Source organism: Methylocaldum sp. GT1BB (assembly GCF_051027545.1).
GTDB lineage: Bacteria > Pseudomonadota > Gammaproteobacteria > Methylococcales > Methylococcaceae > Methylocaldum.
This window is the reverse complement of sequence record NZ_CP194902.1, coordinates 4,589,143-4,604,815: the sequence shown is the minus strand read 5'-3', so window position 1 is coordinate 4,604,815 and position 15,673 is coordinate 4,589,143. Positions and strand designations below refer to the sequence as shown.

General features: G+C 55.3%; 9 protein-coding genes. 3 read left to right on the top strand and 6 right to left on the bottom strand.

Annotated features, from left to right (window positions below; all coding sequences use genetic code 11):
- Nucleotides 1-23 precede the first annotated feature (23 nt).
- Entirely contained in the window at nt 24-1,688 is a 1,665-nt protein-coding gene (hcp, locus tag ACR2TX_RS21735) for a hydroxylamine reductase (RefSeq protein WP_434130705.1), read from the bottom strand.
- Between the two features lie 112 nt (nt 1,689-1,800).
- On the opposite strand from hcp, the gene ACR2TX_RS21730 reads away from it, so the two are divergent.
- Together ACR2TX_RS21730 and ACR2TX_RS21725 are read left to right on the top strand one after the other, a co-directional pair.
- Nucleotides 1,801-2,490 carry a Crp/Fnr family transcriptional regulator gene (locus ACR2TX_RS21730; protein ID WP_156881610.1) on the top strand — a complete coding sequence of 230 codons (690 nt, stop codon included), beginning with the start codon at nt 1,801-1,803 and terminating at the stop codon, nt 2,488-2,490.
- A gap of 498 nt (nt 2,491-2,988) precedes the next feature.
- The gene (locus ACR2TX_RS21725) at nt 2,989-3,882 is read left to right on the top strand and encodes an NAD(P)/FAD-dependent oxidoreductase (protein ID WP_434130704.1); all 894 of its coding nucleotides are present in this window, start codon (nt 2,989-2,991) and stop codon (nt 3,880-3,882) included.
- A gap of 49 nt (nt 3,883-3,931) precedes the next feature.
- On the opposite strand, the gene ACR2TX_RS21720 is transcribed toward ACR2TX_RS21725, so the two are convergent.
- From ACR2TX_RS21720 to ACR2TX_RS21700, 5 genes are all read right to left on the bottom strand, one after another.
- Nucleotides 3,932-7,369, bottom strand: a complete 3,438-nt coding sequence (locus tag ACR2TX_RS21720; RefSeq protein WP_434130703.1) for a DUF748 domain-containing protein — start codon at nt 7,367-7,369, stop codon at nt 3,932-3,934.
- An 888-nt stretch (nt 7,370-8,257) separates the two neighbouring features.
- The gene (locus ACR2TX_RS21715; RefSeq protein ID WP_077732214.1) at nt 8,258-9,046 is read right to left on the bottom strand and encodes a CpsD/CapB family tyrosine-protein kinase; all 789 of its coding nucleotides are present in this window, start codon (nt 9,044-9,046) and stop codon (nt 8,258-8,260) included.
- 109 nt (nt 9,047-9,155) lie between these two features.
- Nucleotides 9,156-10,907 carry a GNVR domain-containing protein gene (locus tag ACR2TX_RS21710; protein WP_156881608.1) on the bottom strand — a complete coding sequence of 584 codons (1,752 nt, stop codon included), beginning with the start codon at nt 10,905-10,907 and terminating at the stop codon, nt 9,156-9,158.
- 17 nt (nt 10,908-10,924) lie between these two features.
- Nucleotides 10,925-12,244: a hypothetical protein gene (locus ACR2TX_RS21705; protein WP_434130702.1), complete on the bottom strand. Its 1,320-nt coding sequence runs from the start codon at nt 12,242-12,244 to the stop codon at nt 10,925-10,927.
- A gap of 75 nt (nt 12,245-12,319) precedes the next feature.
- Complete coding sequence (locus ACR2TX_RS21700; RefSeq protein ID WP_434130701.1) at nt 12,320-12,907, bottom strand: polysaccharide biosynthesis/export family protein; 588 nt, start codon at nt 12,905-12,907, stop codon at nt 12,320-12,322.
- 331 nt (nt 12,908-13,238) lie between these two features.
- Here ACR2TX_RS21700 and ACR2TX_RS21695 point away from each other — a divergent pair, with 331 nt between their 5' ends.
- The gene (locus tag ACR2TX_RS21695) at nt 13,239-15,635 is read left to right on the top strand and encodes a tetratricopeptide repeat protein (protein ID WP_434130700.1); all 2,397 of its coding nucleotides are present in this window, start codon (nt 13,239-13,241) and stop codon (nt 15,633-15,635) included.
- The last annotated feature ends 38 nt before the right edge of the window (nt 15,636-15,673 follow it).

The following is a 15,673-nucleotide window of genomic DNA, read 5'->3' as shown; positions in this document are numbered from 1 at the left end:
GAATAAGCCCTTTCTTCAAACGTTCAGGCTGCCCGGTGAAGCGCTGCCTCGATGTCCGCTTCGGCAGTAGTGATCGGTTTCAGGTCGAAGCGTGCCGATAGCTGCTCCAGGAGCGCAGGCGTCAGAAATGCGGGCAGGCTCGGTCCGAGTCGGATGCCCCGAATGCCGAGCGAAAGCAGGGTCAGCAGCACTGCCACGGCTTTTTGTTCGAACCAGGACACCATGAGGGACAGCGGCAAATCGTTCACGCCGCAGTTGAACGCTCCGGCCAGGGCACTCGCGATTTGAATGGCGGAATAGGCGTCATTGCACTGACCGATGTCCAGGAGGCGCGGAATGCCGCCGATAGCGCCGAATTCGTGCCGGTTGAAGCGGTACTTGCCGCAGCCCAAGGTGAGAATGACGCTGTCCTCGGGTACGCGGTCCGCCAGATCGGTGTAGTAATTGCGTCCCGGCACTGCGCCGTCGCATCCGCCGATCAGGAAGAAGTGGCGGATGGCGCCGGTCTTGACGGCATCCACGACTTTGTCGGCGACGCCTAGCACCGTGTTGCGGGCGAATCCCACGGTAATGGTTTGTTCCGGGGCATCTTCCTGGAAACCGGGGAAGGCCAGTGCCGCTTGAATGACCGGCGAGAAGTCGCCGTTGGCGATATGGCGTACGCCGGGCCAACCCACGGGTCCCGCGGTAAAGATGCGTTGCCGGTAGCGGGGATGGGGTTCGACCAGGCAATTGGACGTCATCAGGATCGCGCCCGGGAATTCGGCGAATTCGCGGGTTTGGTCCTGCCAGGCCCCACCGTAATTGCCGACCAGATGAGGATAAGCGCGCAGCTTGGGATAAGCATGGGCCGGCAGCAGTTCGCCGTGGGTGTAGACGTTGATGCCCATGCCCTTGGTTTGTTCCAGCAGCGCTGCCAGGTCTTTCAAGTCGTGGCCGCTGACCAGGATCGCCTTGCCTTTGACCGGCGTCATCCGCACGCTGGCCGGTTCGGGATGCCCGAAACTGCCGGTGTTGGCGGCGTCCAAGAGTTCCAGCGCTTTCAGATTCAGTTGGCCGACGGCTAGCGCCTGGTTTACGAGCGCTTCCGCGTCGATGGGTTCGCCGGCTAGAAAATCCAGGATTTCCTCGAAGCGGGCATAGAGTTCATCGCTTTCGTAGCCGAGCACATGGGCATGGTGGGCGTAGGCGGCGACTCCTTTGAGCCCGTAAAGGATCATTGCTCTGAGGCCAATAATATCGTCGCCCACTTGTTCGCGGCCGGCGGTTATGGCGGCCGATGCTGCCAGCATCAACAAGCCGTCCATGTCGTCTACCGGCTGCCAGGCGGCGGGGCCGGCCAGAACTTCCGGCGCAGTGCCTCGATCCCGAGCGGCTTCTTCGTAGCGAGCCTTGATTCGGTCGCGCAGGCGTGCGGCCTCCTGAATCATGGCGATGAACCGGGCAGGGTTGAAGTTGACGTTGGTCAGCGTCGTGAACATGGCATAGAGTATGAACCCGTCCGCCTCGCGGTCGGAGATGCCGAAAGCACGCGCGCGGCGGGCATACTGGGCGATGCCTTTTATCCCGTAAATCAAGAGGTCTTGTAGATCGGCAGTGACTTGATCTTTGCCGCAGACGCCTTTGGCGCTGGCGCAGCCGTTGCCGGAATCGGTGCGGGTGGTTTGTTCGCATTGATAACAAAACATGGCTTTTTTCCTTTGAATAGACGGTCAAATCGATTCGGACGGTGAACAACATAACGACCGCCCATTCGTTTCTCCTTGACCTAGATCAAGCGGTTTTTCGTGGGAGATTTGCATGAAGAAATCCGTACCCGACTGGCTGTACAAGCACCTGCTGTTCGCCGAGCTGGAAGAACCTCAATTGACCCAGGTGATCGCCGCCGCGCTTCCGGTTTGGCTAGAGGCGGGAGAGGAGCTTTTCAGCCACGGCCAACGGGCTAGCCGTTTCTATATCTTGGAAACGGGGACGATTCAGCTTTACCGTCTTTCGGCGGCGGGCGAGGAGAAGGTCATCGAACTCATTCAGCCCCGCCAGTCTTTCGCCGAGGCGGTGATGTTCATGGAGGGCAATCTTTATCCGGTAAGCGCCCGCGCAATTGTTCCCAGCGAGCTTTGGGGATTCGACATGAAAGTCTTCCGGACCGTGTTGCAGACTTCGCCCGCCGTCTGCTTTCGACTGCTAGGCCGTATGAGCCAGCGCCTTCACCAACTGCTGCAAGAAATCGACGAGCTGACGCTGCAGAACGCCACGATGCGGGTCGCACAATACCTACTCAGGTCCGCGCCCGACCAAAACTGCACGTGCTACAGCGTGCAGTGGGAAACGCCTAAGCAGGTGCTGGCTTCGCGCCTTTCGGTGCGCCCGGAGACCTTTTCCCGCATCCTGCAGCAATTGGTGCAGGCCGGAATGATCCAGGTTCACGGTAAAACAGTCGAAGTGCTGGATGCGGCGCGTTTGAGGAACTGGGCGGGACAAAGCGACTAAGTACATTCAGGAAAGTCCTACGGCATACGAACCGCTCATTGCGCAGAATTGCCAGGGATTCGATTGGATGGGTCGAAACACGCTGGGCGACTTGAAGTCATGCGGCCGTGGTTTCGAAACGTTCGTAGTACATCGCTTTGCGCGGAAGTATTCGTCGGCAATCCTTTGTCGACGTGTTGCACTCGCGTTCCGCGAAACTTTCTGGGATGTACTTAGAGCATTTTCATACCTACTGTACGGGCACTCGCGAGTAGGTCGGGAATCCCTTCCCGACACCACGTCCCGGCCGAGCGTCTTCGTCGGCAAAGGATTGCCGACCTACGAATGCTTGAATCCATTCACCCGAGCCGAAGGCGCCAACGACGTCCGCCAAGCTGGTTTTGCCGTACGAGCGAGATGAAAACGCTCTAATCGCCCTCAAGGAACGGCCGAGTTCGGTTGGTAGTCTCACTCTCGGAGGCGCGGACTACCGGCGGATATACCACACGTGAGGCGGATATGGACGATGCGGCACTCGATTGTCTGATCGTAGGAGCGGGGCCCGCGGGCCTCACTGCGTCGATTTATCTCGCGCGCTTCCGCCGCAGGATCAAGACCGTTGATGCCGGTTCCAGCCGGGCGTCGCTGATTCCGATCTCGCACAATTATCCGGGTTTCCCGGAAGGAATTTCAGGGAACGACCTGCTGATGCGGTTTCGTGCCCAAGCCGTACGATACGGCGCGAGCATCGATTCCGGTCTGATCACTCGGATCGAAAAGATCGAAGGCGGGTTTGCGGCAAGCTGTGGCGACGACCGGTTCACGACGCGGACGGTATTGCTCGCGACCGGCGTGGTCGATATCGAGCCGGTTCTGCCGAATCTGAAGGACGCGATTCGCAGCGGATACATAAGGCATTGTCCGATCTGCGACGGCTACGAGGTTATCGACAAAAAAGTTGCGGTGATCGGGTTCGGAAAAGGGGGGCTCAAGGAGGCGCTGTTTCTGAAGTGCTACACCGGTGATCTGACCCTGCTGACGCTTGGAAAGGATATGGCGCTCACCGACGAAGATCGGGAAGTTCTGCGAAATGCTCGAATCCGGGTAATCGAAGAACCTATCGAGGAGGTGTGCTTCGAGCAGGGGAAAATCGGAGCGATACGAATGGAGAGTGGCCGGACCTATAATTTCGATACCTTGTATTCCGCATTGGGCGCGGCGATTCGGTCGGATCTGGCCGTTCAGGTCGGCGCGGAGTGCGACCCGGAAGGCCATCTCATCGTCGACGATCATCTCCGCACTTCGGTGCCGGGCTTATATGCGGCAGGCGACGTGGTCAGCGCCCTCAACCAGATCAGCGTCGCCACGGGCCATGCGGCTATCGCGTCTACGACGATTCATAACAGTCTCTGAGGCGCGGCGTCGGCCATCTTCATTTGTCTCGCCTCCACCCGATTTTCGTTTAGCCGCCCACCGCGCCCAGTTCGAGCCGCGCCGGAACTTTTCCGTCGATGTTGTCCGACGTGGATTCGGCTTTTCCGATGCCGATACGAGTGCGATCGACTCCGGGGAGGCCGATCAGCTCTTGCTGGATCGCTTTCGCCCGGCGATCTCCCAGAGCTTCGAGCTCGGACGTCGATATTGGGGCGGCGGTATTCACCAAATTCTCGAACAGGCGTTCATAGAAATCCTGGTCCTCGCTACCCCGGCCTAAAAGAGCCAATATTCTGCCGACTCGCTGAGGTTTCCTTCCGGTCTTCTTTTCGTAAGCGGCCTGAAGCTCTTCCAGCGCCCTGGGGCCTCCTCGCTCGATCGTGAGGTCTTCCAGAGCGCGCTGGGTCTTGGCATTGGTGAACGCCAGAGGTCCCGGATCTTCTCCAGGTTTAAGACCCAGATCCAGTTTCTCCGCGACGGCCTGCCGCACGTGTAGCGATCTTAGCGCCTCGCCGTCCCGTTTGGGGTCGAACCGGCCGTGTATGGTCAACTTGAGCATGGGGCGTTTTTCCATTGCTTCGGCGACCTTTTTGAGCCTTTCCCGCTCCGGAGGCGGCAAGGCATCGCTGCCGGGCTCGAACAGCACCGTGTCGGGGTGTTCCTCGCCGCCCGCGAACACCGAACCGATCATCCGAAAGGGTGCGGTTGCGGCTTTTTGCAGTACGGTGACGAAGGCCTCCCAAACCACTTTCCCGTAGCGGAATTTGGGACTGTCCACATCGCCTTCCACGGGGACCGAGACGTTGATTTGGCCTTGGCTGTCGGTAAGTACCGCTACCGCGAGATCCAGCGGCAAGGAAACGGCATTGGGGCTTTCGATGCGTTCACCCAAGGTGAAATTGTCCAAAACGATCTTGTTCTCGCTTTTCAGCATGCTGTCTTCGATCTTGTACTCGAGATCGAGGTCGAGCTTGCCGGATTGTATTTTGCGTCCGGCGAATGTCGCGCTGTAAGGCGAGAGAGAGGTCATCGAGACGTTACGGAAGACCACCGTAATATCGCTGAACTTTTTTTGCTGCATGGGATTCAGCGCACCGTCGACCTTGACCGATCCAAATTGATCGACGCGCCCGGTGAATGCCAGATGCGTCCGGCCGGAAGCCGCCGTCGAAATATCGGTGATCGTCCCGTCGAAGTCGTGGACGAGCGTGGAAAAGGGAATGACCAGGCTCAGATCGCTGAAGTCGACGACACCGTCGTTGACGCGGACGCGCTCCACCGTGACCGGAAACGGTTTTTTCGAATCTTGCTTCGATGTTGTCTTGGGCGAGGGCGCTTTCTTCGCAGGAGTCTTCGGACTTTGTTCCTTGAATATGGCGGCAAGATTCGTCGAGCGGTCCTCGAATATCGTGATCTTCGATCCCGGCTGATCGACTCGCACTTCCTGGATCGAAAGACGGTTCGGTTCGAGCGAAAAATCGATCTCGTTTGCCGAAAGCTTCTTCCATGACAGAAAAGGCTTTCGGCTTTCGGTCTCGATCAACAGAAGGTCGAAGACGCTGAGGACGCCTTTGCTCTTGACCGACGGGCCTTTCGGAGTCCGGGTGAAATCCACGTCCACGGCGGTGGACAAGTCGCCGCTTTCGAGCTTGAGCTTAGCGAATTTGGCGACCACGGGGTGCAGCGCCTTCAGGTTTACCCGGTCGACCTGAATCTTGGCTTCCGCCCGATCGCCCGTGGGAGATGCGGTGCCGGTCGCCTTCAGCGCGCCACCTTGTTTGACCTTGAGGTTGGTATCGAACTCGACCGGTGTCTCGCCATCGTTGGTGATGCTCTTGAGGCCGATATTGATGTCCTCGAAATCGTAGGCGACTTCGGAAGAGAAGCTATGGTCGACGACGCCGAGATCGAATCCCTCCAGTGTGAATGTGTTGAGCGCGAAGTGCCACGGCTGTCCCTTGGATTCGGCAGGGGCTTCGGCAGCAGGCGTTTCCGCGCCGGTATCGCCCGACTTAGGCGCGAAGAGTTCGGCCAAATGAATGGTACCGGTCTTGTCGCGGACGACTTGAGCCTTGCCGCCTCTAAGTGCGGCCCGTCCAATGGTTGCCTCGCGCTTTTCGAGGCCCACTTGCCCTTCCGCCAGTTCGAACTGATCCCAAGCGGCCAAGGGATCGGAAGAATCAGGTTCGGTAAGGGCGATTCCGTTCAGAACGGCCGTCAGCCCGTCGAGATTTGCTTTGGGCGTACCCGCGCCGACTTCGGCCGTGGCCTTGAGATCGAGACCGAACCGGTCGACCGAAACGACATAAGGCGACCGGCGGCTGGCATCGGCATAAGCGAGACCGACATCGGCGATCTTGAAATTTTCGACCGCCAGCTTCCAGGGGGGGGCGGGCTCGGCGTCGGGCGGCGGATCGGCCGGATTCGAAGCGGTACCGTTCGCGTCCTCTTTCACCAGATTCTGCCAGTTCAACGACCCGGTTGCGTCGACCGATGCGTTGACCTGGCCGTTCTGGATGATGAAGGAGGGTACGTTAAGCGATCGGCTGGCCAGGTCGAAACTGGCATTACCGGCTTCGATCTTCTCCAAAGCGAGGATCGGATCGGCCGTATCGGGCATGGCGAAGCGGAGCCCTGACAGCGTCAGCCCCAGATTGGTCACCGACAGATCGGTCTTTTCGGGGCTCTGGCTATACCGATAATGCGCCGACAACGCAGCCCGGCCGGACGGTTCGGCCAGATTGAGGCGGTCCCGGAGGAATTTCCAGGGGAGCGCCAAGTTGAAAGCGTCGAGCCGTACGTCGCCGTCGGAAAGAATCGGTTCCAGCGAAAGATTTCCCCGCCATTCGAGAGTTCCGCCGTCCGGAAGCTTGAAAGCGAGTTCATAAGTGCCGGTTTTCTCCGGCAGGGTCGTGAGCGTATTGAGCTCCAAATCGATCGGACTCACCGTTTCCGTTATGTCGGCGTCCTTCGAGTAATCGGCGTATTCCACCGAACCGCTCGTCAATGCGAGATGCTTGACCAGAAGGCGGGGCAGGGGCTCGTCGGGCTTTTCGGGTTCTTCGGACTTTGGCGCGGCTTCGGCGATTTTGGCCAGATTGAGTTTTCCGTCTTGTTCGACTATCGCCCTCAGTGAAGGGGCTTCAAGGCGGAAATCGGCAAGCGTCCACGCACGCCGAAATATGCTTTCCAATTCGAAGTTGACGAACAACCGGGCAAATCGAAAGACGGGTTGGCCATTCGAGTCATTCAGGTTGAAATCCTGGGCTTCGAAAGTGAATGTGAACGGATTGAAGGCGACTTTGCCGACGGAAGCATCGCGCTTAAGCTGTGTGGCGGCGATTTCGGGAACATAACGCTGCACGAGATAGGGGACGAATGAAAACCCGGCAAGCGCATAAAGCATGAGCGCTGCCGTGACGGTTAGTATCCACGGGTTTCTAGCAATTCGGACCAGCCGATTCATGCGGATTAAAACTCCCTAGCTCAGGTTTGGCGGAGCGTGACGGCTAAAGTGTAGTATCAAGGATGTAAGCCGTTAATTTTCCGCCGCCGACAAGCTCTTTGTCTCGATTTGATAACACCTGCCTCCGAAAAGGTATTGTTATATTGGACCAGGATAAGCGAGAAGCTTCTTCCGGCGTCAGCGGGAAATTCGGAGCGTATTCTTGCTCCTCGCAGCCGCCAGGAAAAAGAGCTACGATTGACCTTCCGGCGAAGTAAATGACTTGCGGGAATATGAATTGAAAGACACCTATCCAGCCCTTTCGGAGTTGGCAGAATACTGCCGCGACACGTCTATGCGGACGTTTTTATAATAAGACGAGCGTTAAGAGCTTATGTTATATTTTTTCAGCCCATGTCTCGAGCATCTGCTGGAATCAGTTGCTAACTAATTAGGTGTTGCCGCGTGGTTGGACCTGTTGGTAACGCTAGACAGTAGAAAAATAAAGCCATGTATAAAGCTGATCGTGTCTTCTGGGAACGTAATAGTACAACCGGGAGAACCGAATGGTTCTTTCTGACGCGGGAAGGCGTAATGGGGCCTTATGAATCCGAGATATTCGCGAGAAAATCGCTCGACGAGTTTAAAGATCGCTGCGCACTGGTCGGAAATAATGTGCACAGATCCGCCGATTCGAATAGTCATTTCGAACTCGTCCGAGACGGAAACGGTTTAACGATCCGGAGAATGGAACCGGAAAAGTCAAGTTGATATTGGCCCGTGAAGCTATTCGACTTTGGCACCCGTAAGCGTCAAGAAACTGCTTGAATAGCATTAGGCAAAAAACTCCTCTCCCTCGCCAGCCAAGGCAAAGGATATAAAGTCCGGCGTAAGCTTTGGTCTCGGCGACTATTCCACCGAGCCGTTTTCCGCTTTATTCAAGACCAGACCGACCAGCGCGGTGTCTTGAAGAGCCGCTATGGCTTGGGAGAGTTCGTCCTGCGTCGTTTTCCCTTCCTCAACGACTAATACCACGGCATCGACATAAGGCGTAAAAGACAACGCGTCCGCCGTTCCTAAGTGGGGAAGGTCGAATATGACAAATCGCGACGAATAGCGCTGCTTCAGTTCTTTCACCAGCTGTGCCATTTTCGGCGAGGCAACGAGTTCCGAAGAATTAAATATCGGCCGTTTCCCCGGCAGAATGACAAAACGGCCTATGCCTTTCGGATTGATCAGGATTTTCGATATGGGAACGTTGTCCATCAAGTGATCGCTTAAGCCCGCGACCGGGTCGATACCCAGATAACGATGAATGGTGGGATCTCTGAGGTTGGCATCGGCCAGCAGCGCGGTTTGGTGAGCCTCGAGGGCGATGCTGAGCGCGAGGTTGATGGCGGTGAGACTTTTTCCGCAGCCCGGCCCGGGGCTGGTTATCGCCAGGGTGTTCCAGCCCTGTTCGCGCATTTTATGTAGGACCCGGGTACGGAGGATTTTGTACGCGTCCACGAAGGCACAGGGGCTATAGCCGGCGATAACGCGTTGGCGGCGCAGCAACTCCCTCGAGAGCGTTACGGTTCTGGTTTGCGTGTACTGGATGTTTTCCAATGAAACCAGATCCGCCTTGGGGATTTGTGGGCTGGCCACTGCGGAATCCTGGTGCTGCTGTTGTCCGAATGCTCTACCGATGCTTTCCATAGTTATATCCTTCCCTGGTTAGGTTGGTTTCGGGAACCGGCCGATCCGTCGTCAGTGTCGAAAGCGGCCGATTCGGGTGATGGTTGCAGCGCAACCGAATCTCAGAAGCTCAGCTTAAAAGCGAATCCATCTTGCGTAAACCCCTGAACCACAGGACGTCCAGCGGTATCCAGAGCCAATGGACCAGAGCCAAAATCAGCAGGATAAAACCGAGGCCCGCCAACATGCCGACGCTCCTCATTTTCTGCTGCTGTGAGATATCCTCATCGGTTTCGAAGTAGGGGATGACGGCAAGCGGCGGTCCGCCGGCCAGCCCCGTTATCAATTTCGCTCCTCGTATGGACTTGTCCATGTTTTCAATCAGCAGCACGTAACCGAATCCTCCCGCGATCGCCAGCATCACGCCAAGAAAAGCAATCGCAGGCCGGTTCGGTTTGATCGGTTTCTCGGGCAACAGCGGAGGCTCGATAATGGAAAACCGCTCACCCTTGCTTTTTTTCTCGAGCTGCTCGGCCACTTCGGCTTCCATCGCCTTGGCCCTCAGCTCGCGGTAACGGGCGGTGGCATTTTCATAATCCCTGACCAGCTCCAGGTATTGCCGTTCCACTTTGGGGCTTTGCAGCAATCGGCTTTCGTATGCGCCGAGTTTTGCCTTGACTTCCTCGCGCCGCTGTCTCAGAACCCGCAAATCCTGAAGAGTGCCGTCACGCTGGGCTTGCAGCGTAATGTAGGCAGGATTTTCGGGCTGGCTGGCTGCAATGTCCCGGACTGCGCGGGTCGTTTGCGCCTTTCTCAGTTCCGCCTCCAATGCGGAAATCTGTTTTCTTAAATTGACGATGTCCGGGTGATTTTCGGAATATTTTTCCCGGAGCGACGCTAACTGACCGTCCAGCTGGGCGAGATGCTTGGCCATTTCCAACCCGCTGTCCGAGTCGCCTGCATCCATTTTGAGCGAAGCGATTTCCAAGCGAGCTTTGACGACGTCGGGGTGTTTGTCAGAATAGCGGCTTACCATGGCCAAATACTCCGTCTTGAGACTCTTCAACCGGTCCTGAGGGCTCAGAATGCGCTCTCCGGTTGAAGAGATGACCGGAACATCGGGTTTTATTTGGGCCAATTGGCCATCCAGATAGAATTTCCGATCTTCGAGGGAAAGAATTTCATTGTCAATCTGCATTAATTCGCGCTCGGTTCTATCCATGAGCTCGATATTGATTTGTTTCTGTTCGGGCAGGCTGTTCAGGTTCTGCTCCTTGAAGTCGGCCAGTTTTTTCTCCAAGACCGAAACATAATCCCCCATCTGCCTGGTTTCTTCCTTGAGGAAATCCGAGGTTTCAGCGGTCCTTTGAGTGCGAGTCTTGAGGTTTTCCTCCAGGTAAAGCGAAGTGATTTCGTTGGCGACGCGCTGGGCGAGATCCGGATTGCGGCTATCGTAAGCCAGCGTGAAGGCAATCGTTGCGGTAGACGGCCTGCCGGTACGAGGGTCGATAATGTCGGCACTGATCGTGTCCAGTGCTATATCGTCACGCATTCGCTTGATGATTTCCTCTTCCGTTAGCCGTTGCCGCGCGTCGGCGTATAGGTCGAACTTCTCGATAATTTTGTTCAGGTTGCTGCGCGTCATGACCCGCTGGCTGATCATTTGCAGCCGCTGCGTGGCATAGGTCGTGATGGTCGAGCGTACCAACTCGGGCGGTATTTCCTGTTCTTCGATCAGAATCGTTGCGGTGGAGCGGTAAGTCGGCGGAAGCAGGACGGCGAGCAAGAGGGTCAGAAACAAGATGCCGGTCAGAATTGCCGCAAATTGGGATTTGCTGCGCTTGAACCCGGCCATGTAGTCGTGAAGTCCTTTTTCTTCCATGATTCCCTCGCTATCGGTCAGTACTGTAGCTTATCCCATCGATAGCGGATGGTCAGATAAGCGGCGTGTGATTCGGGAATATTCGAGATGACATCGATCTCCTGTCGACTGTACTGATACGACGCGATCGCTGACCAATTTTCGCTCCAATTCCAGATCAGTTCGCTCCTGGCACGAAAAAGTTGGCGATTGAGCTCTACGTTGCGCTGGTCGGCTGTCTTGCGGTCCGTGTAAGAAAATTGAGTCGAGCCGGTCAGTGTCGGCGTAAATTTGTGCTTTCCAGTTAGCGTGACCGTATCAGCCTCGATCAAGTTCCCGTAAATGTTCGGGCTGACCGTGTGCGCATAGTCGAGGTTCAGTTCGTCCACTTCGAAGCGCTTGGTTGCGCTCGCGTCTATCAGATAAGTCAAAGAGCTGCTGCTGATGTGCTCACCATCATCGAGTATCGGATCACCGAACGCAGTTCTGAAAATCGTTCGGGAGCCGGCTTCGGTCTTGTTGTATTGGCCGCCGGCGGCAAGGCTGACGTCGAATGTTTCGTCGATGGAATAGGAGAATCCGACGATGGCCGTGGCGTAATCGATCATGATTTCTTCAGTGCGATTTTCATATGTTCCGGGAACACGGAATATTTGGAAATCCAAGGTTCCTGGGATGAAAGTCGTGCTTTCCGGTGCCGAATAGCTCGTGTAGGAGAACGAACCATTCATCTTTAAGTATTCGCTGTATTCATGAACCACACCGACCGAGCCGAAATGGATTTGATAATGAGGAAAGGCGGTATTGTCGTTGTTCCGATATTCGGTGTTGTCATATTGATAGTTCAGACCAAGCCGGGTGTCTTCGCTCAAATAATATGTCCACGACGGGTTAATCGTTTGCCTGTTTCTCCTGACTTGCTCGAATACCAGATCGTTGGTTTCAATGAACGAAGTTCGGCTCGAATCCCTGATGTAATCGCCTCGAAGAGCGAATTGGCTACGCTCGGTGACGAAATAACTGCCGGTCAAGGAAACGAATTGATTCAGGGTATTCAAGCCCTTTTGATCGTAAAAATAATTGTCGAGACGGATACTTCCGTCGAGCTTCCATATTTCTTCAGCGGCCGAGAATTGTGTGTTCAGGCCGAGTTTCGTGCCCCAGACATCGGTATGTGGGCCGGGTGTGAGAAAGATATTGGTGTTGTACTCCTCTTCCACGTTGGCATCCGCTTGGAAGGTATATTCCACTGCATTGACGTCCGTTGCGATAAGTAATCCGATGATCCACGTGATGTAGAGTGGAGGGTTTCCTCGTCCTTTATTGCTTATGGCGTTGACCGGTTTTGCGTTATGCATGGCTGTCAGAGCCAATCAAACGAGTCGGCAGCGTCAGGAATTTCGTCGATCGATACAGGGATAACTCGTGCGACATCACGGAACCACTACAACGTCTCCTCTTTGCAGCAGGATGTCTTGCTCCAACGCGTTTCCATTGGCGACTTCATCGTAGTCGAAGGGTAACGCCACCTCCTTTTCGCCTATCCGGCGTATGATCTTGATATCGTCATCGTCGGCAAAAGGCGTCAGGCCGCCAGCCATCGACAACGCCTGCATGACCGAAACCTGATTCGGGGTAACGAATTCACCAGGCTTGTTGACTCTGCCAACCACATAAATCTTGTGGTTCAAATTGATGACAGCGACACTGACTTCCGGCTCGGCAAAGAAATCGGAGAGTCTTTTGGCGATTTCGGATTTGATCTGACGGACGGTCAGACCTCCCGCTGCCAACTCACCGATTAAAGGGAAGGTAATTCCGCCATCGGGACGTACCAAGGTCTGCTTCGTTAGCCCGTCTTCTTTCCAGACGGAGATCTCCAGAACATCCCCGGCGCCGACGATATAATCGGGAGGCACGGACGCCGATGAGTCGGCCGATAAGGAGGCAGGAGCCTGAGCAGCGGATACCGAGAAGGCGAAGTGAAGGGTTAGCGCAAAAGCCAAAAATCCATTTTTCATATGCGCATCTACACGATGTTACGAGAGACCGGACGGATGAATCGGTCCGTATCCCATGGACCATGACCGTATGTAACGGTATAGTCGGAGAATACTACAGCTTATTACATTTTTCACGCCCGTAACAATCCAGATTGCGGAAGGAGATGGAGCCAAGGAGATGGCTGCGGTCTCTTTCGCGTTACAAAGCTGTTGTCATCAGGACTCTCGGAGCGGCGATGCGCCCGCACACCCCAGGGAAACCTGGCGAATTTCCGGAAGTCCGCTGTATCGTGCTCGAGATCGAGAACTCGAGCTGATTTCAACCGCAAATACATTAGGGACGATATCCATGCTGATCAGGACATTAGCTTTCTTAGGTCTCTCACTGAGTGTAATCAACGTTCTGACCGGGTGCGGCGGCGCCGAAGAGCGCAAGGCCGAGCATCTGGAGCGAGGAAAAAAATACCTCGAACAGCGGAATTTCGATAAGGCCAAGATCGAGTTCAAAAACGTCTTGCAGATCGATCCCAAGGTCTCCAAGCCTTACTTCTATTTGGGGCAAATAGAAGAAGCGCAGAAGAATTGGCGAGATTCCTTCGCCCTCTATCAAAAGGCCGGCGAGCTCGATCCGAACGACCTGGACGTCAAAGTCAGGCTGGCGAAACTTTATATGCTGGGCAAGCAGCTCGATAAAGCCGACGCTCTGTTGAGAGCCGTTTTGAGCGTTAAGCCCGAGGATATCGATGCAAGAATGGTGAATGCGGGTTTATCGAGTCTCAAAGGCGATCAAGCCGCTGCTATCGACGAACTCAGCCGCATCACGGCGGAGCAGCCGTCCCGCGCCGAGGCGTTTTTCGTTTTGGCGATGCTCCACAGTCAACAGAACAACCTCGATGAAGCCGAGAAAGTTTTAGAGCGGGGAGTAAGCGCAAATCCGGGCGATACCTCGCTGCAATCTGGGCTGGCCAAGCTCGCCGCTCAGATGAAAAAGCTCGAAAAGGCCGAAAATATCTATAAAGAGATGATATCCGGCGATCCCGCCAACCTGGAGCACCGGAAACTATTGTCCGAATTCTATATTCGACAAAAACGCTGGAGCGACGCGGAGCGGGTCTATCGCGAAGCCATTCAGGCCAGCCGCGACGACAGTCAGCGTTACATCTTGCTTGCGGAATTCTTGGCAAAATCCGGCAAATCCGACGAGGCGGTCACCGAGCTTGCCGAAGCGATCGAGGCTTATCCAGAAAAACCGGACCTGCGCTTCGCCTTGGCGAGGCTTCACGAGCAACGCAGGGAAACCGATAGAGCAGAGCGGCTCTATCGAGAGATCATTGCCTTGAAAAAATATGCTCCGGATGCCTTGAAAGCGAAAAACCGTTTGGCCTTGCTCGCTTTGGCCGAAGGACAAGTCGACAAGGCCGCTACATGGATCAATGAAGTTCTGGAGGCGAATCCGGGGGACCGCCAAGGGCTCTTGCTACGGGGGCGCATTGCCTTATTCCGCAAGGATGGCCAAAAGGCGGTCGCGGCCTTTCGTTCGTTGCTCAAAGATCAGCCCGATTCGTGGGAAATACTCAAGCTGTTGGCCGCTGCGCATACGCTCGACGGTAAGCCGGTGCTCGCGCAAGAAAGTCTCGAGAAAGCCGTGGCGGCGAATCCCGATAAATTCGAGGCATACAAGAATCTGATCGACTTTTTGGCGGGGCAAAAGAATTACTCGTTAGCGCTGGAAAAGATCGACGAGTTCCAAAAACGGCACTCGGCTAGTCTGGATGCGCTGGTGCTCAAGTCGGAAATTTTGGCGGCAGCCGGGAGGACTGCGGAGCAGGAGACGGTTTTGAAGCGGATCAAAGCGGAGTTTCCGGAAAATCCAACCGGAGGCTTCCTTTTGGGCAAGCTTTATCAGAGCCAGAAAAAATATGACTTGGCATTGGCCGAATATGAGGAATCGCTTGGAAAATCCAAAAACGATTATGAGATTCTGAAAGCGATTTTTGGAAGTTATGTCGAAAAAGGGCAGGCCGAAAAGGGCGTGGAACGAATCACCAATGTTCTCAGCAACAATCCGAAACATGCGGGTGCCCACCAATTGCTGGGATTGTATTACCTGGGCGAAAAGCAAGAAATGGAAGCCGTCAAGTTTCTGAACATGGCCATTCAGTCCAACCCCCGTTGGTTGCTCCCTTATGCAAATCTCGGCGCTTATTACGAACAAACGGGCAGACGGGACCTGGCGCTCAAAACCTATCATCGGGCACTCGAAGCACTGCCTGGGGAACCCACCGTCCTCATGAACTTGGCGCGGGTCTATGAAATTTCCGGGGACTATGAAAACGCGATCAAACAGTACGAAACCATTCTCAAGCTAAACCCCGGCAACATGCTCGCCCGGAACAATCTTGCCAGTTTGCTGAGCCTTGACCATTCTCGGAAAGACAAGCTCGATCGGGCTTTCGAGCTTGCGAAGGAGTTCGATAAGACCGAGGAGCCGGTGTTTTGGGACACGCTGGCTTGGATCTATTACCAAAAGGGTGCGTACGAAAAGGCTTTGCCTTTACAGTTGAAAGCCGCCGAGAAATCTCCGGACGTGCCGATTTACCAATACCACCTCGGTATGATTTACCTCAAGAAAGGCGAGCGTGCGGCAGCTGTGGAGCATCTTCAAAAAGCGGTGAACTCGGGCAAGGAGTTCGTCGGTTTGGAAGATGCGCGAAGCGCATTGATCTTAGCCACAGACGGCGGTTGAGGCGTATCCGGGTTCGGGGTCAATGCTCCAAACCCGGA